Genomic DNA, 22,387 nt, shown 5'->3' on the forward strand with positions numbered 1-22,387 from the left:
GCCGGACGCGTGCCCCCTCCGGCGGCCCGGCGGATCAGACCAGGCCCTCCTCGCCGCGTTCCTTCAGCTCGTCCACGATCTTCTTCACGTCCTGCGCACGGTCGCGCGGGCACACCAGCAGCGCGTCCGGGGTGTCCACGACGATCAGGTCGTGCACCCCGACGGTCGCCACCAGCCGGCCCGAGTGCGGCACCACCACGGTGCCCGTGGTGTCGTGCAGCAGCACGCCCGGCTTGGCGTCCCCGCCCAGCACCACGTTGCCGGCGCCGTCGGCGGGCAGCACCTCGCCGAGCGTGTGGAAGTCGCCCACGTCGTTCCAGCCGAAGTCGCCGGGCACCGTACCCACCCGGCCCGCAGTCGCCGCGCCCTCCATCACCGCGTAGTCGACCGAGATCTTCGGCAGCGTCGGCCAGATCCGGCCGAGCACGTCGTCCTGCTCCGGGGTGCCCCAGGCCGCCGCGATGGCGGTGATCCCGGCGTGCAGCTCCGGCTGCTGGCGGGCCAGCTCGGACAGGAAGACGTCCACCCGCCAGACGAACATGCTGGCGTTCCAGAGGTGCCGCCCGGAACGGACGTACACCTCGGCCACCTCGGCGGCCGGCTTCTCCTTGAACTCGCGTACCGGGCGCAGCGTGCCGTCACCCACCGGCTCACCGGTCTCCAGGTAGCCGTAGCCGGTCTCCGGACGCGTCGGGGTGATGCCCACAGTCATCAGCAGCCCCTGCTCCGCGCCCCGGATGGCCTGCCGTACCACCTCGGCCAGCCGGGCCGGGTCGCCGATCAGGTGGTCGGCGGCGAACGAGCCCATCACCGCGTCCGGGGTCCGGGTGGCGATCACCGCCGCGGCGAGCGCGATCGCGGCGCAGGAGTCGCGCGGCGACGGCTCGACCAGGATGTTCTCTTCCGGCAGGCCAGCCAGTTGCCGAGCCACCGCCGCGGCGTGCGCGGCACCGGTGACCACGAGCGTGCGCTCCGGAGTGGTCAGCGGCGACAACCGGTCGACAGTGGCCTGCAACAGCGAGGCGGCGGTGCCGGTCAGCGGGTGGAGGAATTTGGGATGGCCGGCACGGGACAACGGCCACAACCTCGTGCCGCTGCCACCCGCCGGGATGACGGCGTAGAACATCAGCACATCATGCCCGAAGCGGGCGAGCCGTCACGGTCGGTCGCCCGGGACCGGCAGCCGGCGCTCAGGACCGGGCCCGTCGCCACGCCGCGATGTGGACCTCGGCGCTGGACTCCCAGGTGAACTCCTTGGCCCTGTCGAAACCGGCCTTGGCCAGGGACAGCCGCCGCTGCTCGTCGTCCAGCAGGGCGGCCAGGTCGGTGGCGATCTGGTCCGGGTCCTCGCTGGTGTAGGCCACCGCGTCGCCGCCCACCTCGGGCAGGGACAGGCGCGGCGTGGTGAGCACCGGGGCGGCGCACGCCATCGCCTCCAGGATCGGCAGGCCGAAACCCTCGCCGTACGAGGGGTAGGCCGCCACCAGCGCGCCGCCGAGGAAGCCGGGCAGGTCGGCGTAGCGCAGGTAACCCGGGCGCAGCAGCCGCAGATGCGACGGGACCTCGGCCACCGCGCGGTCGATGTCGTCGTCGTGGCCCTGGCCACCGGCCACCACCAGCGCGGGCGGGTTCGGCCGGTCGGCCACCGCCCGGGCCCAGCCGCGGATCAGGTTGGGTACGTTCTTGCGCGGCTCCTTGGCCCCGAGGAACGCGATGTAGCTGCTGTCGCCGAGGCCCAGGCGGGCCCGGACACGTGCCTTCTCCTCGTCACCGGGCGCGTGGAACGCGTCCTGGTCGACGCCGTGGTAGGCGACGTCGATCCGGGTCGGGTCGGCGTCCAACAGCCGGATCAGCTCGTCGCGGGTCGCCTTGCTCGGCACGATCACCCGGCCGGCCCGGCGCAGCGACGTCTTGATCGCGCTGCGGAAGAACGTCCGGCGCGACTTGTCGTAGTGCTCCGGCTCGGTGAAGAAGGTCGCGTCGTGCACGGTGACAGTCACCGGGCAGCCGGCGCGCAGCGGGCAGGTGTAGAACGGCGAGTGCAGCACCTCGGCGCCGACCTGCTGGGCCAGCAGCGGCAGGCCGGTCTGCTCCCAGGCCAGCCGCGCCGGCCGGTGCGCGACCGCCGCCGGGGCGGGGATCACCTCCGCGCCGGGCAGCATCCGGGTGTAGCGCTCCAGGTCGGTGCGGAGGCTGACCACGGCCAGGTCGACGCTGGTGCCGCAGACCCGGCCCAGCGCGCCGAGCAGTCCGTCGACGTATCTACCGACGCCGCCACGGTCGGCGGGGACACTCGTGGCGTCGATGAGAACGCGGGGCGGGCGACCGGCGGTCACGGGGCGACTCCTCAGGTGGCGCAGTTGTGGGGAAGAACACTCTCGGCAAGCCTACGCCGGGCCCGGCGGAAGGCGCTGACCGCGACCCGACGGTACGCCGACTTGTCGTTGTCATCGAGTACGCACGCGGGGCGCGTATCGTTCGCGCCGATGGCCGACAACATTGCCCGGGTGTTCGCCGACGCGATCGCGACCGACCCCACCCGACCGCTGCTGACCTGGTACGACGACGCCACCGGTGAGCGCACCGAACTCTCCGGGGCGACGCTCGCGAACTGGGTGGCGAAGACAGCGAACCTGCTCACCGACGAGGTGGGCGCCGCGCCCGGCGACACGGCCGGGGTGCTGCTGCCGCCGCACTGGCAGACCGCCGCAGTGCTGCTCGGCTGCTGGTCGGCGAAGCTGACGGTGGCGGGCACGCCGGTTCCGGTGGAGGCGCTGTTCGTCGCAGTCGACCGGGTCGACGAGGCGGCCGGGTGGCCGGCCGGCGAGCGGTACGCGCTGGCGCTCGACCCGTTCGCGCTGCCGATGCGGCAGGTGCCGGCGGGCTGCACCGACTTCGTCTCCGCCGTACGCGGACACGGCGACCACTTCACGCCGCACCCGGCCGCCGGTGACGGGGACGCGGCACTGCTGGCCCGCGCGACGGCCCGCGCCACCGAGCTGGGCCTGGCCCAGGGCGACCGCCTCCTGGTCGACGTGAGCACCCACCCCGACCCGGTCGAGTGGCTGCTCACCCCGCTGATCGCGGGCGCGAGCGTGGTCGCATGCGCCCACCCCGACCCGACCCGCCTGCCTTCCCGTGCCGAAACCGAGAAGACCACCCACACCCTGCCCTGAGCCCGGCGCCCTCCCCTTCCCCGTTGATCTTGCGGTTTCGGCCCTCGGCGCGGGGCATTCACCCCTTTCGCCGGGGCGGAAAGTGCAAGATCAGCGCGGTGCGGCGGGGCTGTCGGTGGTGGCCCGGCGCTGGGCCAGGGCGGCGAACGCCGTCAGGGACTCGGGATTCGCCAGTGCGCCCTTGGCCGCCGCGCTGTCCACCGGGGTACCGGTCAGGATCTTCTTCACCGGCACCTCCAGCTTCTTCGCGCTCAGCGTGCGGGGCACGGCCCGGACCTGATGGATCTCGTCCGGCACGTGCCGCGGCGACAGCGCGGTACGCAGCTCCCGGCAGATCTTCTTCCGCATGTCGTCGTCGAGTTCCATGCCCTCGGCGAGCACCACGAACAGCAGCAGCTCACCGGCGCCGCCCTCGTCGTCCTCCAGGTGCACGACCACCGAGTCGACCACCTCGTCCAGCCCTTCGACCACCGAGTAGAACTCGGCGGTGCCCAGGCGTACGCCGCCCCGGTTGAGCGTGGCGTCGGACCGGCCGGTGATCACGCACCCGCCGCGCTCGTTCACCGTGATCCAGTCACCGTGCCGCCACACGCCGGGATAGACCTCGAAGTACGCCTCCCGGTAGCGGGCGCCGTCCGGGTCGTTCCAGAACCCGACCGGCATGCTCGGCATCGGCTCGGTGATCACCAGTTCGCCGAGCTGCCCGATCACCGCGCTGCCGTCGGCGGAGCGGGCCTCCACCTTCGCGCCGAGCGCCCGGCAGGCGATCTCCCCCGCGTACACCGGCAGCAGCGGCACGCCGCCGACGAACCCGGTGCACACGTCAGTGCCGCCGGACAGCGACTGGAGCTGGAGGCGGTCGCTCACGTTCTCGTACACCCAGGTGAAGCCCTCGGCCGGCAGCGGCGCGCCGGTCGAGCCGAGGCCGCGCACCGCGGACAGGTCGGCGACCTCGCGCGGCACCAGCCCGGCCTTGCGGCAGGCCAGCAGGAACGGCGCGGACGTGCCGAAGTACGTGGTGCCGGTGTCGGCGGCCAGCCGCCACAGCGCGCCCAGGTCGGGGTGGCCCGGGTTGCCGTCGAACAGCACGATCGCGGCGCCCACCGCCGGACCGGAGACCAGGAAGTTCCACATCATCCAGCCGGTCGTGGTGAACCACAGGAACCGGTCGGACGGGCCCAGGTCGTGGTGCAGCGCCAGCATCTTGAGGTGTTCCAGCAGGATGCCACCGTGGCCGTGCACGATCGGCTTGGGCAGGCCGGTGGTGCCGGAGGAGTAGAGCACGTAGAGCGGGTGGTCGAACGCCACCGGCGTGAACGTCAACGGCTCGTCCGTCGGCGCCGCCAGCTCCGCCCACGGCAGCGCGCCGTCGGGGGCCGGGCCGTCCGGATCGAGGTACGCGACGGCGACCGTGTGCCGCAGCGACGGCAGCGCGGCCCGGATCGCGGCCACCTCGGCGCGCCTGTCGACAGGCTTGTCGCCGTACCGGTAGCCGTCCACGGCGACCAGGACCGTCGGTTCGATCTGCTGCCAGCGGTCGGTGACGCTGCGGGTGCCGAACTCGGGCGCGCAGGAGGAGAAGATCGCGCCGAGGCTGGCGGTGGCGAGCAGCAGGACGTACGTCTCGGGGATGTTCGGCGCGTACGCGGCCACCCGGTCGCCCGGTCCCACGCCGAGGCGGCGCAGCCCGGCCGCCACCCGGCGGACCCGCTCGCGCAGCTCGGCGGCGGTGAGCGTCTCCGGCGCGCGGGTCTGACCGTGCGCGATCACCGCCGGGTCGTCGTCGCCCAGCCCCGGCATGCGCAGCACGTTCTCGGCGTAGTTGAGCGTCGCGCCGGGGAACCAGCGGGTGCCCGGCATGGCCCGGTCGGTGAGGGTGGCGGTCGGCGGGGTGTGCGCGACCACGTCGAACCAGTCCCAGATCGAGCGCCAGAACGCGTCCAGGTCGGTCACCGACCACTGCCACAGCGCGTCGTAGTCGGCGAACTCCAGCCCGCGGTGCTCGGCCAGCCAGCGCAGGTAGTCACCGATCCGGGACCGCTCCCGCACGTCCGCCGGCGGCGTCCACAGCACGTCAGCCACTGATCCACCCTCCCCTGGGCCCGCCACGACGGTGTGCCGGAGCCGTGGCGCCATCTTGCCCTACCTCGTGCCGCCATTGTCCGCGCCGGGTGGGCCGTACGGGGCGTGCGCCGCCCACACCCCACACCCCGGACCGGTGTGGGCGGGCACCGGTCAGCCGGCGCGGTGGGCCTGGATCGCGCGGCGCCGGGCCAGCCGGTGCGCGCGCCGGATCTCGGCCTCCCGGAAACGGCGCTCGTCCTCCGGCGTCTCGGGCAGCACCGGGCGGACCGGGCGGGGCGCCCCGCCCACGTCGACGCCCACGAACACCAGGTACGCGGTGGCGACCGGCAGCGGCTCGTCCTCGGCCGAGTCCCAGCGCTCGGCGACCACCTTCACCCCGACCTCCATCGAGGTCTGGCCGGTCCAGTTGATCTGCGCGTGGGCGTGCACGAGATCGCCCACCCGGACCGGCTCGGAGAAGACGATCTCGTCGATGGAGGCGGTCACCGCGGTGCCGCCGCTGTGCCTCGCCGCCGCCGCACCGGCAACGTCGTCCACGAATTTCATCAGTACCCCACCGTGCACGGTCCCGTACAGATTGACATCGACCGCGGTCATGATGCGACTGAGCGTGACGCGGGAGTACGAGGTCGGCTTACCCGGCGGGACCGCGGGATGATCTGTCATGCCGAAAACGGTACGGTGCGCGGATGCGACATCTCTGGAGCTTCCTCGCCGGGTTGGCGGTGGCGCCCGTCACCTGGGTGCTCGTCACGCTCGGTCAGGACGGATCTGAGCGGACCGTCGACCGCTGGGTGGAGATCGGGACGTACAGCACGCCGAACCTGATCGAGCCGGCCGTCTATCTGGGCGTCGCCGGCATCCTGCTCGGCCTGCTCGGCACGTTGCGCTTCTCGCCGTTCGGCCCGCTGGCGGCGGGCCTGCTGCTCGCGGTTCCGTACCTCGGGCTGTTCGTCGCGCCGTTCAGTGTGCGGGACCGGGTGCCGGACGACCTGAGGCTGCTCGGTGACCCGCTGCCGCTGCGCGACCCGCTCGACAACGGCACGCTGTTCCTCATCGGCGCGCTGCTGCTGATGGCCGTGTTCAGCACGAGCCGCTGGCGGCGTCCCGCCACACCCGCGACGGCCGAGGCGGAGCTGACCCCGGCCGTCGCACCGGTGGAGCACAAGCCGACGCTCACCGACTGGCCGCCGGCGCCGGCAAAGGACCCGGACACGCCGCCGCTGACGCTGGCGTACCCCGAGTCCCCCACCGAACCGCTGCCCCGCCGCACCGGCGGCGAGTCGCCGTGGTCCGCGCCCCCGCGCGGAGCGGGCCGGCCGGAGGGCACCGAGAGCCGTTGAACGAGTGCGGGCGGGCCGGTACGTGACCGGTCCGCCCGCCCGAACGTCGCTCGTCAGCCCTTGAGCAGCTGACGCGCCATGACGATGCGCTGCACCTGGTTGGTGCCCTCGTAGATCTGGGTGATCTTGGCGTCCCGCATCATCCGCTCGACCGGGTAGTCGCGGGTGTAGCCGTAGCCGCCGAGCAGCTGGACCGCGTCGGTGGTGATCTGCATGGCGGCGTCGGACGCGAAGCACTTGGCGGCCGCGCCGAAGTAGGTCAGGTCCGCGTCGCCGCGCTCGGACTTGCCGGCGGCGGCGTACGTGAGCTGCCGCGCCGCCTCCAGCTTCATGCCCATGTCGGCGAGCATGAACTGGATGCCCTGGAAGTCGGCCACCGGCTTGCCGAACTGCTTGCGCTCCTGGACGTAGCCCTTGGCGTAGTCCAGCGCGCCCTGGGCGATGCCGACCGCCTGCGCGGCGATGGTGACCCGGGTGTGGTCCAGCGTCTTCATCGCGGTGGCGAAGCCGGTGCCCTCGGCGCCGATCATGCGGTCGGCCGGGATCCGGACGTTGTCGAAGTAGACCTCGCGGGTGGGCGAGCCCTTGATGCCGAGCTTCTTCTCCGGGGCACCGAAGCTGACGCCCGGGTCGGACTTCTCCACCACGAACGCGGAGATGCCCCGGGACCGGGCTGTGGCATCGGTCACGGCGAACACGGTGTAGTACTCGGACACGCCCGCGTTGGTGATCCACCGCTTCACGCCGTTGAGCACCCAGTGGTCTCCGTCACGCACCGCCTTCGTCGTCATCGAGGCGGCGTCGCTGCCCGCCTCGGGCTCGGAGAGGCAGTAGGAGAACATGCCCTCCCCGGCCGCGACCGGGGTGAGGTACTTGCGCTTCAGCTCCTCGGAGCCGGCCAGCAGCAGCGGCATGGTGCCCAGCTTGTTCACCGCCGGAATCAGCGAGGACGACGCGCAGGCCCGGGCCACCTCCTCGATCACGATGGCCGTGGCCAGCGCATCCGCACCGGCGCCGCCGTACTCGACCGGGATGTGCGGGGCGTGGAAGTCGGCGGCGCGCAGGGCCTCGTACGACGCCTTGGGGAACTCACCTGTCTCATCCGCCTCGGCGGCGTGCGGAGCCACCTTGGCCGCACAGACCTCACGGACCGCCTCCCGGATCGCCTCGTGCTCCTCCGGCAACCGGTAGACGTCGAACGACTGCTCTGCGGCCATGTCGGCCCTCCCCTTTCACCGCTATCATGCGCAGTCTGTGCCGCCCGGGGGCCGACGACTGCCGCAAACTGAAGGATAGCCACCGGCCCCGGCCGAACCTTACCGGCGGGTAGGCTCGCGCCCGAGCCTCGCCCGCCCGACCCCATTACCCTCACAGCAGACATCCAGTTCCCTCGGTGCCCGGCCTCGGCGCCCCAGCAGAATGCGACGCGTGGAAGCGCCGCCAGTGCGAGCGGAGAAGACAGGCGTGACGATTCCGTACCCGAACACCCAGCCGATGCCCGCCATCGCCGCGGTGACCCCGCCGTCCGGCGCCGCCCGCCCGCGGGTGACGTTCCTCGGCACCGGCTACCTCGGTGCGACCTACGCCATCTGCTATGCGGAGCTGGGCTACGAGGTGCTCGGCTTCGACGTGGACGCCGACAAGATCGCCAAACTGAACGCCGGCGAGGTGCCGATCCACGAGCCGGGCCTCGACGAGCTGCTGCGGCGCAACCTCGCCGCCGGCCGGCTGCGGTTCAGCACCGACATCCAGGAGACCGCCGACTTCGGCGACGTCCACTTCATCTGCGTCGGCACCCCGCAACGGGCCGACGGGATGGGCGCCGACCTGTCGTACGTCGAGGCGTCGGTGACCAGCCTCGCCCAGCACCTGACCCGCAAGGCGCTGATCGTCGGCAAGTCCACCGTGCCGGTGGGCACCGCCGAATGGGTGGAGCAGCTCGTCGGCAAGCACACCCCGGCCGACCTCGGCGTCGAGGTGGCGTGGAGCCCCGAGTTCCTCCAGGAGGGCTTCGCCGTCGACGACGTGCTGCGTCCGAACCGGATCGTGGTCGGGGTCAAGAGCGAGTGGGCAAACGGCATGCTGTTCGCCGCCCACAAGGGCGTCTTCGACCTGGCCGCCACCGAGGACCGCGAGGTGCCGCTGGTGGTCACCGACTTTGCGACCGCCGAGCTGGTCAAGGTCGCCGCGAACGCGTTCCTCGCCACCAAGATCTCCTTCATCAACGCGATGGCCGAGGTCTGCGAGGCGGCCGGCGGCGACGTCACCCAGCTCGCCCGCTCGATCGGCTACGACCCGCGCATCGGCAACCGGTTCCTCCAGGCCGGGCTCGGCTTCGGCGGCGCCTGCCTGCCCAAGGACATCCGCGCCTTCCAGGCCCGCGCGCAGGAACTGGGCGCCGGTGAGGCCCTGCGCTTCCTGCACGAGGTCGACCTGATCAACCAGCGCCGCCGCAGCCGCGTCGTGCAGCTCGCCGCCGAGCTGCTCGGCCGCCGCTCCGGGCCGGCCGGCCCGGACCTGTCCGGCACGCGGGTCGCGGTGCTCGGCGCCACGTTCAAACCCAACACCGACGACGTACGCGACGCGCCGGCGCTCGCGGTCGCCTCGCTGCTCGGCAAGGCCGGCGCCGACGTGCACGTGTTCGATCCGCAGGGGGTCGAGAACGCGCGCCGGGCGGTGCCCGAGCTGACGTACGAGGAGACGATGAACGACGCCGTCCGCGGCGCCGACCTGGTCTGCGTGCTCACCGAGTGGGCCGAGTTCCGCAACGCCGACCCGGTGGCCCTGGGCGAGCTGGCGAACGGCCGCAAGGTGGTCGACGGGCGCAACTGCCTCGACTCCACACTGTGGACTCAGGCCGGCTGGGAGTACCGCGGCATGGGCCGCCCCTGATCCGCTGAGCGCGCGGACCGGCCGCCGGGGATCGTCTCCCGGCGGCCGGTCCGTTTTTGTTGTCCGGAACGCGGCGGCAACTGTCGAAATCCCGGCCCACTCAAGGCATGCTGCCTCTGGGAGGTCCACAGTGCGGGGGCACGGGCGGACGGGAGACTGTCGTGGAGAGCTTCAGGTGCGCCTCGTGCGGGCAGGACATCAAGCCCGCCGTCGTCTGCCCGCACTGCGGCGCGCACCAGCCGCAGTGGGCCGAGCACCTGGCCGACATCGAGCGCTCGATCGCCGAGATGAAGGCCCGCGACGCCGAGATCGCCCGGGAACAGCGGCAGATCGCCGCCAAGATGCAGGCCGCACTCTTCCAGCGGGACATCCTGGCGCACGCCGGTGAGGAACGGATCCGGCAGGCCACCCGGCCGCGCCGGGTCCTGCGCCGCCGGCCCGGCCGCCGCCCGCCCACCGCGGCCACCGGCGCGCCGCCCCGGGTGCCCCGCCAGGGCACCCCGCCGCCCGGCCCGCCGGAGGACCTGCCCCCGTCGCCGCCGCGCGGCCGCCCGCGCTGGCTCGACGCGGACGACCCGGAGCACCCGCCCGAGGCGTCCTCGCGCGAGGTGCAGAACATCCCGCTCGGGCTGGGCGCGCTCCTGCTCGGCGTCGCCGCGGTGGTCTTCGCCGCGGTCGCCACCAGCTCGATGGACGCGCTGGCCCGCCTCGGCGTGCTGCTGGTGGCGACGGCGCTGATGTTGCTCGCCCCGCCGGTGCTGGCCCGGCGCGGGCTCACCTCCACCGCCGAGACCATCGCCGCGGTCGGGTTGCTGCTGGTGCCGCTGGCCGGGTACGCGCTGTGGGCCGTCGACCGGATCGGCGGCGACGGATCAGGTGCCGCGTTCGCCGGGACGATCTTCCTGGTCACCACGCTCGTCGCTCTCGGGTACGCGTACGGGACGGGTCTGCGCGCGCCACGCTTCGCCACGGTGCTGGCCGCCCAGCCGGTGCTGCCGCTGCTCGCGTACGAGCGGATCACCGGGCCGGTCGGCTGGGCGCTGGTGCTCACCGTGGTGGCGGTGCTCGACCTGGCGCTGGCCCGCTCAGCGGTGGTACGCGAGCGGCCGGTCCGGCAGGACCTGCCGGTCACCGAGCCGGCACCGCCGGTCCCGCCCCGGCAGCGCGCCGACGACGTCCGGCCCGAGTCGGCGCCGGAGGAGTCCGCCGAGGTGCTGGGCGGTGAGACGCCGCCGGGTCCGGCCGCCACCGCCACCGCCCGGCCGGTGCCCTGGCTGCCCGAGCTGACCTGGCTGCTGCACGGCGTGGCGGTCGCGTTCGCGCTGGCGTACGCGGTCACCGGCCTCCTGCGCGCCGCCACGGTGCCGCCGGCCGCCGCCGCGGGCGCGACGTTGCTCCTCGCCGCCCTGGTCGCGCTGGCCGGGACGCTCGTCCTGCGTCGGCCGCCGCTGCCGGACGTGGGCGCCGGCATCCTCACGCTGGCGGTCATCGGCGCGCTCGGCCGGGTCGCCTCGGTGGCCCTGCCCGGCCGGTCCCTGCTGCTCATCTCCGCCGTCATCGCGCTGACCGGGCTCGCCGTCCGGGCCGTACCGGAGACGGCCCGGCGTGGGCCGCAGATCGCCTCCGCGGTGGCGCTCACGGTCAGCGGCCTGGTGGTCGCCGGTGGCGCGCTGCGCGCCGGGCTGGCCCCGGTCCGGGCCGCCCTGCCGGCCTGGTCGGCGGATCTGAGCGGATGGCACGCCGAGCTGGCCCGGGCGGTCGGCCCGACCGGCTGGCAGCTCGCGGCCAGCGCGTTGCTGCTCACGATCGCCGCCGTGATCGCGCTGCCGGCCGAGATCCGGCGCGAGTTCGCTGTGGTCGGCGCGGCTCTCACCGCCCTCGCCGTACCCGCGTCGCTCGGTCTGGGCTGGGCGGCGGCCTGCTGGCCGATGCTGCTCACAGCAGTAGCGGTCGGCGTGCTCGGGCTGACCGCGCGTACCGAACGGTCCGCTGTGGCGCACGCGGTGACGGCGGCCGGGCTGGGCCTGATCGGCGCGGGCGCTTCGCTCGCCCGCCCGGCGCTCACCGCCGCCGCGCTGACGGTGCTGTTCCTGGCCGGGGCGCTGGTGTCCCTCGCCCCGCGGGTCCGGCTCGCCGCCGCCGCGACGGAGACGGTCTGCTCCTGGGCCGCCGGTGGCGCGGCGTTCGCCCTGCCCGGTGCCGTCGCCGCGTTCGTGGCGGCCACGGTGCCGACGCCGCCGGTCGCCACACCGGCGAACCTGCGCGAGATCACCGTGCCGATCCTCGCGGCGAGCTTCCTCGCCGTCTGCGTCACGCTCGGCTATGCCGCCCTGGTGCAGGTGGCGCAGCGGCACCTGAGCATGCCGCACGCGCTCGGTACGGTGCTCGGCGCGGTGGCGGTCGCCGCCGCCGCGTTCGGTGCGCCTGGTGCGACCTCGGCCGACGCCTGGGTGGGCAGCCTGCTCCTGGTCGCCGCCGCGCTGCTGGCGCTCGCCCCGCGCATCGACGCCGGGCGCCGCGCGGACATGTCCCTCGACGGGTCCGACCTGGCGCTCGCCGCCACCACAGTGGCGCTCGTCGCCACGCTGGCCCGGATCGCCGCGGTGCTCGCCCCCGGCGGTCAGCTCGTGGTGGCCTCCGCGCTGGTACTGCTGGTGGCGGTGGCCGCCCGGGCACTACCCGAGGAGTGGCGGCGCGGCCCGATCCTCGGCATCGCCGCCGGTGGCACGCTGATCGGCCTGATCGCCGCCTGGAGCGCGTTGCGCGGCGGGCTCGGCGTGCTGGCCACGCCCGGCCCGATCTGGGCCGGTGACCTGACCGGCTGGCCGGCCGCACCGACCGGCGGATCGACCTGGCAGGCCCCGGTGGCGCTGGCGCTGCTGGGGGTGACCGCGGCGATCCTGCTGCCGCCGCCGTGGAAGTACGACGTCTCCGGGCTGGCCGCCGTGCTCGCCACTGTGGGCGCCCCGGCCGCGTTCGACCTGCCCTGGTGGTCCCCGGTGCTGGTCGGCTGCATGGTGGCCACCGTCTACGGCATGGCGGCCGCCGCGTCGGCCGATCCCCGGGCCGCACTGTCCCGGGCCACTGTGGCCGGGGTGGTGGCGCTGCACGCCGCCGGGGCCGGGCTGGTGCGGCCGTGGACCACCGCGCTGGCGCTGGGCAGCATCGCGCTGATCGGCGCCACGGTGGCCGCCGTGGCCCGGACGGTCGCGCCGTCGCTCGTCGACGACGTTCGCACCGAGGGCATGCCGCCGCACCTGGTGCAGGTGGGCGGCGCGGGTGCCGGAGCCGCACTGCTCGCGCTGCCGGGCGCGGTGGCCGCGCTGGCAGTCGAGTACGGCCGCCCACCACAGGTGGTGCTCACCGCCGCGCTCGCCGCCGCCAGCATCGGTCTGGCCGCGATCGCGGCGGTACGACGGCAGGTGCCGCAATATCTCCCGTACGCCAGCGTCGCGGTGGTCGGCGCGGCCACCGTGACCGCCGCCGCGGCGCTCGCGGTCGGCCTGCCGGCGGGCGTCTTCGCCGCCGCCGCCGCGCTGCTCGGTGTGCTCGCCGAGCTGATCCGGGCGGCCACCGTCCCGCCCGCCGGTTCGGGCCGGCCGGTACGCCGCTGGACCGTGCTGCTCAACGGGGCGCTACGGCGCGCCCCGGACGATCCCGAGCTGCGTTGGCGGGTCAGCCCGGCCGCCGGTGCGCTCGCCGCCGCGGCGCTGCCCACCGCGCTGGCCCTGGCCACCCTCGCGCCCTCGCTCGTGGTGGCCTTGTTCTCGCCGTTCGCGGTGCTGCGCCGGGTGTGGCAGGGGCCGCCGCCGGAGCTGCTGACCCCGCCGCCGGATGCGGTCGACCCCACGCACGTGCTCACCGCGCTGCTTCTGACGGTGACCGCGGCGCTCGCCGCCACCGGCTTCAGCGGCGGCCGGCGGTCCCGGGCGGTGCCGGTGATCCTGCCCGGGGCGGCGATCACGCTGCTGATCACGCCGGTGGCGCTCGGCAAGGGCTGGCCGGTGACCGCGCTGGCCGCGCTGGCGGTGTTCACCATCTCGATGCTCGGGCTGGCGCTCACCCCGCCGCCGGCGATCGCCGAGCCGGGCCGGTCGATCCGGGTGGCCCGGGTGCTGGTCTTCGCGCTCGGGCTGGCCGCCGGTGGCGCCGGGCTGGCCGGCAGCCTCGCCACGAGCGACCTGACCGTGTTCACGCTCGGCGGGGCGGTCGGCGTGGGCGCCGTCGCCGCATTGTTCGGCACCACCCAGCGGGCGCGCATCCTGGGCTGGTTGTTCGGCTCGGTGATGGCGCAGCTGTTCGTACTCACGATCGGCCTCAAGTCCGGGCTGGCTGCTGTCTGGTCCGCGTTCGGGGTGCTCGCTGTCGGCGCGGCGTTGCAGGTGTTCGCCGCCACGCTGCCCCGGCTGCGCCGTCCCGAGGCGTACCGGGAGGCGGCCACCGTCGAGTGGAGCGGCTACGGGGCGGCGCTCATCGCGCTGGCGCTGGCGTACGACTCGCCCCGGCACATCGCCGCGCTGCTCGCCGCCTGGGGTGCGGTCCTCGGGGTGGCGGCGAGCCGTCCGGGACGCCGCCCGATGGAACGCAATCTGCTGTTCTGGGCGGTGGTGGCCTGCGAGATCAGCGCCTGGTGGATCCTGATGCGGGTGGCCGACGTGGCGCTGCCGGAGGCGTACACGCTGCCGTTCGCCGCGCTCGCCCTGCTGGTCGGCGTCCTGCAACTGCGGCACCGGCCCGACCTGTCGAGCTGGGTGGCGTACGGGCCGGCGCTGGTCACCGCGTTCCTGCCCACGCTGGCGATCGTGATCGCGACCGAATCCAGCATGCTGCGCCAGGTGCTGCTGCTGCTCGGCGCCGTCGCGGTGCTGATCTTCGGCTCGACCAGCCGGCAGCAGGCGCCGGTGATCGTCGGGGCGACGGTGACCGCGATCGCGGCCGTGCACGCGTTGTTCAGCCTGGGCCCGTGGCTGGTGCTGATCCCGGTCGGCATCGTCCTGCTGGCGCTGGGCGCGAGCAACGAGCGGCGTCGCCGCGCCCAGGAGCGCCTGCAGACCGCCCTGCGCGGGATGCGGTGAGCCGGTCCCGGCCGGCCTGACCCGTCGCGGAACAGGTCACGCTCCGTGTCGACGAGCTGCGGCGGGGATGCCGGCCCTCTGCCGCCTTTGCTCTGCACCCACGGAGGCGACAGTCACCAGCCGTGACGACGGCTGCAGCCGAGCCGTTTGGCGGCGCGAGGTCGGAGCGCAGGTCAGGGCCATGCTGCGCCGATGGCTGCAGAGCAAAGTCGGCGGAGGGCACAGACACCCGTCGACCCGGCCGTCACGCTGAGCGACCGGGCGCCTGTGGAACAGAGAGTGACGAGACGGTCAGATCAGGGAGGCGCGCAGTGCGGCGTCCTTCTCCGCGACCAGGTCCTCCAGGCTCGCCTGGTAGGCGGCCATCCTGTCGCGCAGCACCGGATCCGAGGCGCCCAGGATGCGTACCGCGAGCAGGCCGGCGTTGCGGGCGTTGCCGATCGACACGGTGGCGACCGGCACGCCGGCCGGCATCTGCACGATCGACAGCAGCGAGTCCATGCCGTCGAGGTACTTCAACGGCACCGGGACGCCGATCACCGGCAGCGGGGTGACCGAGGCGACCATGCCGGGCAGGTGAGCCGCCCCGCCCGCGCCCGCGATGATCACCTGCACGCCACGGTCGGCGGCGGCCCGGCCGTACTCGATCATCTTGACCGGGGTGCGGTGCGCCGAGACCACACCCACCTCGTACGGCACGCCGAACTCGTCGAGCGCCTCGGCGGCGGCCTTCATGACCGGCCAGTCCGAGTCGCTGCCCATGATCAGCCCGACGGTGCTCATCAGTGCCCCTCCTGGAGCCAGCGGGCGGCGCGCGCGGCCCGGGCCCGTACGTCTTCAAGGTCGTTGCCGAGCACCGTGACGTGCCCGATCTTGCGGCCCGGGCGGACCTGCTTGCCGTACAGGTGGACCTTGGCCCCGGGCTCGGCGGCGAACAGGTGGTGCAGCCGCTCGTCGATGGAGATGCCGCCCGGCTCGCCGCCGAGCACGTTCGCCATCACCACGACCGGCGCGGTCAGCGACGTGTCCCCCATCGGGTAGTCGAGCACCGCCCGCAGGTGCTGCTCGAACTGCGAGGTCCGGGCCCCCTCGATGGTCCAGTGCCCGGAGTTGTGCGGCCGCATCGCCAGCTCGTTGACGACCAGCCCGGACGGCGTGTCGAACAGTTCCACCGCGAGCAGGCCGACCACGCCGAGCGCCGTCGCCAGGTCGATGGCGAGCTGTTGCGCGGCCACGGCCTGCTCCTCCGGCAGGTCGGGCGCGGGCGCCAGCACCTCGACGCAGATGCCGTCGCGCTGCACCGTCTCCACCACCGGGTACGCGGCGACCTGCCCGAACGGCGAACGCGCGACCTGCACGGCCAGTTCCCGGCGCAGCGCCACCCGCTCCTCGACCAGCAGCGGGGTGCCACCGGCGAGCAGCGTGGCGGCCAGCTCACCGGCCTGACCGGCGTCGTCGACCATCCAGACGCCGCGCCCGTCGTAGCCGCCACGGGCGGCCTTGAGCACCACCGGCCAGCCGGTCTCCTCGCCGAAGGCGATCAGGTCGGCCGGGGACTCGACCGGACGCCAGGCCGGGTTCGGCGCGCCCAGCTCACCGAGCCGTTCCCGCATCACCCGCTTGTCCTGCGCGTGCACCAGCGCCTCGGCCGGCGGGAACAGCTTCACGCCCTCGTCGGTCAGGGCGCGGATGTGCTCGTTGGGGACGTGCTCGTGGTCGAAGGTGACCACGTCGCAGCCCTTGGCGAACGTCCGCAGCGCGGCCAGGTCGGTGTGGTCGCCGTACTGGACGTCGGCGGCGACCAGCGCGGCACCGTCGTCCGGGGCGAGCGCCAGCACGCGCAGCGACTGGCCGAGAGCGATGGCGGCCTGGTGGGTCATCCGGGCCAGCTGGCCGCCACCCACCATGCCCACGACGGGGAGACCGGTACGGGAGTCCATAGCGCCGCCAGCCTATAAGGGCCGGTGCCGGGCCGGACCGTGAGGGCGGTCCGGCCCACTCCGCTCAGCCGAGCTGCGCGATCAGCTCCTCGACGCCGGTCACCGGCCGCTGGCAGACGAAGCCCCGGCAGACGTAGGCGGCGGGCTTCCCGTCGACGAACGGCCGCCCGGCCAGCAGCGGCACGCCGGGCTGGTCCGGGGCGCCGGCCACCACCACCGCGCCGGGCGGGGCGTGACGCCGCGCCGCGGCCACCAGCGGGTCGCCCTCCGGGTCGCCGGTCGCCACCGCGATCTCGTACGGCCCGGACAACAGCGCCTCGCCGACGGTTGCCGCGTACCCGGTGAACCGGGCGTGCCGGTCGACGATCGGCGCGACCGTCGACAGCGTCTTCTCGGCCGCCTCCCGGTAGCGGGTCTCGCCTGTCAGCGCCGCGTACGCAACGAGCGCCGCGACGATCGCCGACCGGCCCGACGGGGTCGCGTTGTCGGTCGGGTCGGCGGGCCGGGTGACCAGGCGCTCGGCGTCGTCGGCGGTGTCGTAGAACGCGCCGTCCGGGCCGGCGAACCGGGCCAGCGCCACGTCGAGCAGCTCACCGGCCAGCGTCAGCCACCGCCCCTCGCCGATGAGCTGGTGCATCGCGCAGAACGCCTCGGCGACGCAGCCGTAGTCCTCCAGCACCCCGGCCGGCTGACCCACGACCTTGTCCCGGGAGACCCGGCGCAGCCGGCCGTCCACCAGGTGCACGGTGGCCAGGTGCTCGGCGGCGTCCCGCATCGCGCCGTCGGAGACGATCAGCACGCCGTCCATCAGGTTCGCGTCCTCGTCGTCGGGCGACACGAGCAGCGCGGCGACCTGCTGGAACTCCGCGATGGCGGTGATCGCGAGCCCGTTCCACGCGGCCACCACCTTGTCGTCGCGGGCCGGCTGGGGGCGGGTGTCGCGGGCGGCCAGCAGCCGGCCCACCACGTCCTGCCAGCGGGCCCGCACCGCCGGGTCGGCGTCGTCGACGTCCCGGGCCAGCCGCAGCACGCTGGTGCCGTGCTCGAACGTGCCGTCGGCGGTCACCCCGAACAGGTCCGCGGCGAACCGGCCGTCGTCGGCCCCCAGCACCTCGACGAGCTGGCCGGGCGTCCAGACGTAGGTGAGCCCCTCGACGCCCTCGGTGTCCGCGTCGAGCGCGGAGGCGAAGCCCTCACCGGCGCGGTGCAGCTCGTCGGCGAGGAACCGGGCGGTGTCGCGGGCCACCCGGCGGGCCAGCCGGTCGCCGGTGAGCCGCCACATCTGGGTGTAGACCCGCAGCAGCAGCGCGTTGTCGTAGAGCATCTTCTCGAAGTGCGGCACGGTCCAGTGGCCGTCCACCGAGTAGCGGGCGAACCCACCGGCGAGCTGGTCGTTGAGGCCGCCGCGGGCCATCGCCTCGCAGGTGTGCCGGGCGATCTCCAGGCTGCGCGCCGAGCCGGTGCGCTGGTGGTGCCGGAGCAGGAAGAGCAGGTTCATGTGCGGCGGGAACTTCGGTGCGCCGCCGAAACCGCCGTTCGTCTCGTCGTACTCCCCGGCGAGCCGGCTCGCGGCGGCGTCGAGCAGATCGGCGGTGAGCGGGGCCGTCACGCCACCGACTGCCTGCGCGCCGCCGATCGCCTCGACCACGGCGGCGCCCTGCCGCAGCACGGCCTCGCGCTGGTCGCGCCAGGCGGTGGCGACCGAGCCGAGCAGCCGGATGAAGTTGGCGCGGGGGAAGTACGTGCCGCAGAAGAACGGGGTGCCGTCCGGCGTGGCGAAGACGGTCATCGGCCAGCCGCCCTGCCCGGTCATCGCCTGGGTGGCGGTCATGTAGACCGCGTCGACGTCGGGACGCTCCTCGCGGTCGACCTTGACGCAGACGAAGTCGTCGTTCATCAGCCGGGCCACTGCCTCGTTCTCGAACGACTCGTGGGCCATCACGTGGCACCAGTGGCAGGCCGCGTAGCCGACCGAGATCAGAACCGGCACGTCGCGCCGTTTCGCCTCGGCGAACGCCTCGTCGCACCAGGGCCACCAGTCGACCGGGTTGTCGGCGTGCTGGAGCAGGTAGGGCGACGTGGCCTCGGCGAGTCGGTTCACCACCCGACCTTAGCGAGCGCGCGGAGCCGGTGCGGCGCGAGTGCGGCGGCCGGGCCGGGGTCGTGGTCCCGGCCCGGCCGCCCTCTCACCGGGTCAGGGTGAGCGTCGAGGTGTCCCGCACGGTGAACTCGTTCCAGTACTCGAAGTCGCGGACCAGGATCTCGCTGACCGCCTGGGCGGTGCCGCGCTGGAACTTGACGTCGGCCGGGTAGGTGGTGGCCGACCAGGGCACCACCTGGCCCGGAACGCACGGGATGTGGGGTGAGAAGTAGCCGCGCACCATGCCCGCCTTCTTCTGCTCCTGGACCAGCTCGCCCGCGATGGAGAAGGAGTCCGCCCGGGTGCAGGTGATCGAACCGCGGACGGTGGCGATGCCCTTGTTGTCCACCGTCGCCACCGGGTCGACGGTCAGTGTGACGTCGAGTGCCGGCAGCGGCGGCGGGTTGCCGATGTGGATCTCGCCCCGCAGGCCGCCGGTCGCGCCCTCGCACCGGATCTCGAAGGTGGCGTCGAAGCGCTCGACGTAGTCGAACGGGCCCCAGTCGGCGTGCAGGACCGTGAACGAACCGATGCTCTGCGCGCAGGAGCGCCCCCATCCGCCGTTGTAGAGCTGCAGGCTGGCCGCGTCGCTCCCGTAGACCGGCTGGCTGACGTTCTGGTAGGTGTCACCCGCCTTCAGCGTCTGACCGGCCGGGGCGGAGATGCCCAGACGCCAGGTGTTGTCGGCGTCGCTCCAGAACTCCATCCCGAAGTGCTGCTGGTCGTGGCCCCACGCGTTCATCTCGTCGCCGGGCGTCGGTGCCGCGGAGCTGTAGGAGTAGGAGTTGCCGGCGGTGATCGGATCACCCGGCTCGCCGGTCACGGCGAACGACCAGGACTCCGCCGGCCGGGCCTGAGCCGGCGCGGACATGACCAGGCCGGCAGCGCCGGTGGTCAGCGCCAAGGTCGAGGCGAGCAGAATCCGTCGCCAGGAACGTCTCATCGTCGTCCTCCCCGTGTGGACGTCAGCGGGTACGCCTGCCGCACCCGCCGTGCCAGCAGCGTAGGACCGGCCGGGCGTTCTCCGCTGCCCCGTCCACGGCGGACGGACGGGTCAGGAGGCGCCGTCCGCGCGCAGCGGGAAGACGTTGCCGCGGGCGGCGTCGCGCAGTGATCCGAGCACCGCGGAGATCTTGTCGGCCGGCATCGGCTTGAAGAAGTGGTAGCCCTGGGCGGCGGTACAGCCCAGCTCGGCCAGCGCGGTGCGCTGCTCGGCCGTCTCCACGCCCTCGGCCACCACCCGCAGCCCCAGCTCGTGGGCCAGCCCCACTGTGGTCCGGACGATCGCCGCCGCCTCCGGCGAGTCAGCCATCCGGAGCACGAACGAGCGGTCCACCTTCAACTCGTCCACCGCGATCCGGGTGAGGAACGTCAGCGACGAGAACCCGGTGCCGAAGTCGTCCACGGCGAGCTGCACGCCCATGCCCCGCAGCGTGGCCAGCACCTCGTCGATGACCTCCAGCTCACTCATCACCACCGTCTCGGTGATCTCCAGGACCAGCCGGTGCGGCGGCACCTGGTGACGGCGCAGTGCCTCGTCGATCTCCGCGGGCAGCCGCGGGTCGAGCAGGCTGCGCGCGGACAGGTTCACCGAGATCGGGATGTCCAGCCCGTCCCGCGCCCACCCGGCGGCGACCGCCAGCGCCTTGTCCAGCACGTACCGGGTGAAGCTGCCGAGCTGCTCGCTGTTCTCCACCGGGCGGATGAAGTCGGCCGGGCCGAGCCAGCCCCGGCGCGGATGCCGCCACCGGATCAGCGCCTCCACCCCGGTCGGCGCGCCGGTCGCCAGGTCCACCGCCGGCTGCAACGCGAGCACCAGCTGGTCGTCGGCGGCCAGCGCCTCCCGCATCTCCGCGAGCAGCGCCAGGTGGTCGGTGCTCGCCGCGTCGCGGGAGCTGTCGTACGCGGCGACGCTGCCGCCGCCCTCCTTCGCCTGGTACATGGCGATGTCGGCGCGCCGCAGCAACTCGGTCAGGTCGGCCGCGCCCGCGTCGGCCACCACGACGCCCACCGCCACCTCGACGGACATCCGCACCCCCGCCACCTCGGTCGGCGCGGCGAGGCGCTCGGCGACCTCCCGGGCCTGGCGCAGCGCGTACGCCAGCGGGGCGGTCCGCTCCTCGACCAGCGGCACCGAGGTCAGCAGCAGCGCGAACTCGTCGCCGCCGAGGCGCCCGAGCAGGTCACCCGGCCGGGTCAGCGCGGCGAGCCGGTTGGAGGTGAGCCGCAGCAGCTGGTCGCCCGCCGAGTGCCCGAGCGTGTCGTTGACCTCCTTGAACTGGTTCACGTCGAGCAGCAGCAGTGCCACCGGGTGGTCGTGGGCGCGCTGCCGCAGCGCCTGGTCCCCCTTGGCGAGCAGCGCCGCCCGGTTGAGCAGCCCGGTGAGCTGGTCGTGCACCGCGTCGTACGACGAGCGGGCGGTGACCAGCCGCAGCTCCCGGTGCGTGGCGGCGTCGTGCAGGGCGGCGGCCAGCGCGTCCCCGAAGGCCGCCACGCCGTCGCGTTCCCGGGCGCTCGGCGGGGCGGACCGGGCGAAGCGCACCCGCAGGCGGCCGACGTCGGCGGAGCCAACCACGAGGCGGCGCACCAGCTCGTGCTCCCCCGCCTCGGCGCCGGCCGACGGTTCCACCTCCCGGTCGCGTACCTGCCCGCCGCGGTCGGCCCGGTAGCGGCGCCAGCGGCCCTCGCCCCGGGCCACGTCGACCTCGACCAGTTCCGCGCCGAACAGGGTGAGCGCGCCGGTCACCGCCGCGGTCGCCACGCCGCGCTCGTCGAGCTGGTTGAGTGCGGCGGTGGCCTCGGCGAACGCCCGCCACGTACGCCGCTCCTGGTCGGCGCGGAGCCGGTGGCGGTACGTCTGCTGGAGCAGCCACAGCGGCGGCGGCAGGAGCAGCAGCCAGCGCGCGTCGAGTTCGAGCAGCGCGACGACCACCAGGCCGACCGCCACGTTGCCGACGAACATGAGCAGCTTGCCGCGCAACGCGGCGAGCAGCGGCGGCCCGATCGCGATGCCGTGCCGCAGGGCGAGCGTGACAGCACCCAGGAAGGCTGTGGTGAGCAGGTACGTCACCGCGGCGGCGCTGAGCGTGAGCGCCAGCTCCGGCGTGGGCGCGGCGAGCAGCGGCGGGCCGAGCGCGGTGGCCACGGCGGCGGCGAGCGCGGTGGCGGCGGTGAGCGAACCGGCGATCCCCACCAGTTCCAGCGCGGGACGACGGTCGGAGACCAGCGACATCACGGTCCAGGAGGTGCCCACGCCCAGCAGGGCGGCGGCCGGGAGCCAGCCGGCAGGCACCAGCCAGAGGCAGACCACGAGTGCGGCCTCGCCCCAGGTGATGCTCACCATGCCCGAAGCGCTGCGGAAGCGCAGCCGGGCGAGCTGGGCCACCGCGAACGCGGCAGCGGCGATGCCGAACCGGGCCGCACCCGGGAGCGAGTCGTCGGCCGGCAGGTGCGACGGGACGGTGAGGCCCAGCACGGCGGCGAGCAGACCGGTCAGCGCGACCGCGACGGTGAGCAGGACGACGCCCACCGGTGTCCCGCGCAGGCCGATCCGGTCGGGGGAACGGTCGGCCGGCTCGGTGGTCACGGGGCCGCCCCGTCGACGCGTCGGGCCGGGGCATGGTCGGGGGCCGGTGCTGCCATCGACATCGGCGTCCCCCTTCCGCGCAGGGTCCGGGGCCTGACGGTCCCCCCGGCGGAAGGCTAAGCCAAAGCCGGTGGCCGCAACAGGGGGCGG

General features: G+C 74.1%; 14 protein-coding genes. 4 read left to right on the forward strand and 10 right to left on the reverse strand.

Translation table 11 applies throughout. The features are described 5' to 3' along the window. Positions 1-34: 34 nt before the first annotated feature. Positions 35-1,126, reverse strand: coding sequence for a mannose-1-phosphate guanylyltransferase (locus IRY44_RS00480; RefSeq protein WP_194798511.1), 1,092 nt, complete (start codon positions 1,124-1,126; stop codon positions 35-37). Between the two features lie 64 nt (positions 1,127-1,190). Further along, a complete protein-coding gene (locus IRY44_RS00485; RefSeq protein WP_194798512.1) occupies positions 1,191-2,336 on the reverse strand; it encodes a glycosyltransferase family 1 protein in 1,146 nt (381 codons plus the stop codon). 150 nt (positions 2,337-2,486) lie between these two features. Here IRY44_RS00485 and IRY44_RS00490 point away from each other — a divergent pair, with 150 nt between their 5' ends. Continuing rightward, entirely contained in the window at positions 2,487-3,176 is a 690-nt protein-coding gene (locus IRY44_RS00490) for a TIGR03089 family protein (protein WP_194798513.1), read from the forward strand. A 90-nt stretch (positions 3,177-3,266) separates the two neighbouring features. Here the strand turns inward: IRY44_RS00490 and IRY44_RS00495 are convergent, their stop codons facing one another. Together IRY44_RS00495 and IRY44_RS00500 are read right to left on the reverse strand one after the other, a co-directional pair. Then, positions 3,267-5,258: an acetoacetate--CoA ligase gene (locus IRY44_RS00495; protein ID WP_194798514.1), complete on the reverse strand. Its 1,992-nt coding sequence runs from the start codon at positions 5,256-5,258 to the stop codon at positions 3,267-3,269. Between the two features lie 153 nt (positions 5,259-5,411). After that, on the reverse strand, positions 5,412-5,927 hold the full coding sequence (locus IRY44_RS00500; RefSeq protein ID WP_194798515.1) for an acyl-CoA thioesterase: 516 nt from the start codon (positions 5,925-5,927) through the stop codon (positions 5,412-5,414). 23 nt (positions 5,928-5,950) lie between these two features. On the opposite strand from IRY44_RS00500, the gene IRY44_RS00505 reads away from it, so the two are divergent. Further along, complete coding sequence (locus IRY44_RS00505; RefSeq protein WP_194798516.1) at positions 5,951-6,604, forward strand: hypothetical protein; 654 nt, start codon at positions 5,951-5,953, stop codon at positions 6,602-6,604. 53 nt (positions 6,605-6,657) lie between these two features. Here the strand turns inward: IRY44_RS00505 and IRY44_RS00510 are convergent, their stop codons facing one another. Then, the gene (locus tag IRY44_RS00510) at positions 6,658-7,821 is read right to left on the reverse strand and encodes an acyl-CoA dehydrogenase family protein (RefSeq protein ID WP_194798517.1); all 1,164 of its coding nucleotides are present in this window, start codon (positions 7,819-7,821) and stop codon (positions 6,658-6,660) included. 247 nt (positions 7,822-8,068) lie between these two features. On the opposite strand from IRY44_RS00510, the gene IRY44_RS00515 reads away from it, so the two are divergent. Further along, entirely contained in the window at positions 8,069-9,496 is a 1,428-nt protein-coding gene (locus tag IRY44_RS00515; protein ID WP_013284143.1) for a UDP-glucose/GDP-mannose dehydrogenase family protein, read from the forward strand. 161 nt (positions 9,497-9,657) lie between these two features. Then, complete coding sequence (locus tag IRY44_RS00520; protein WP_194798518.1) at positions 9,658-14,571, forward strand: SCO7613 C-terminal domain-containing membrane protein; 4,914 nt, start codon at positions 9,658-9,660, stop codon at positions 14,569-14,571. A gap of 291 nt (positions 14,572-14,862) precedes the next feature. Here the strand turns inward: IRY44_RS00520 and purE are convergent, their stop codons facing one another. The 5 genes from purE to IRY44_RS00545 all read right to left on the reverse strand — a co-directional run bounded on the left by purE (position 14,863) and on the right by IRY44_RS00545 (position 22,201). Further along, positions 14,863-15,354 (reverse strand): 5-(carboxyamino)imidazole ribonucleotide mutase, encoded by a 492-nt coding sequence (gene purE / locus IRY44_RS00525; protein ID WP_194798519.1) that lies wholly within the window; start codon positions 15,352-15,354, stop codon positions 14,863-14,865. Further along, positions 15,354-16,511 (reverse strand): 5-(carboxyamino)imidazole ribonucleotide synthase, encoded by a 1,158-nt coding sequence (locus IRY44_RS00530; protein ID WP_194798520.1) that lies wholly within the window; start codon positions 16,509-16,511, stop codon positions 15,354-15,356. Before IRY44_RS00530 ends, purE begins: the two co-directional genes overlap by 1 nt. Before the next feature lie 64 nt (positions 16,512-16,575). Then, positions 16,576-18,612 carry a thioredoxin domain-containing protein gene (locus IRY44_RS00535; RefSeq protein WP_194798521.1) on the reverse strand — a complete coding sequence of 679 codons (2,037 nt, stop codon included), beginning with the start codon at positions 18,610-18,612 and terminating at the stop codon, positions 16,576-16,578. 85 nt (positions 18,613-18,697) lie between these two features. Then, the gene (locus IRY44_RS00540; RefSeq protein ID WP_194798522.1) at positions 18,698-19,594 is read right to left on the reverse strand and encodes a hypothetical protein; all 897 of its coding nucleotides are present in this window, start codon (positions 19,592-19,594) and stop codon (positions 18,698-18,700) included. A 111-nt stretch (positions 19,595-19,705) separates the two neighbouring features. Further along, positions 19,706-22,201 (reverse strand): bifunctional diguanylate cyclase/phosphodiesterase, encoded by a 2,496-nt coding sequence (locus IRY44_RS00545; RefSeq protein ID WP_194798951.1) that lies wholly within the window; start codon positions 22,199-22,201, stop codon positions 19,706-19,708. Between the last annotated feature and the right edge of the window lie 186 nt (positions 22,202-22,387).

Origin of the sequence: Micromonospora sp. ANENR4 (assembly GCF_015354395.1) — a bacterium.
GTDB lineage: Bacteria > Actinomycetota > Actinomycetes > Mycobacteriales > Micromonosporaceae > Micromonospora > Micromonospora aurantiaca.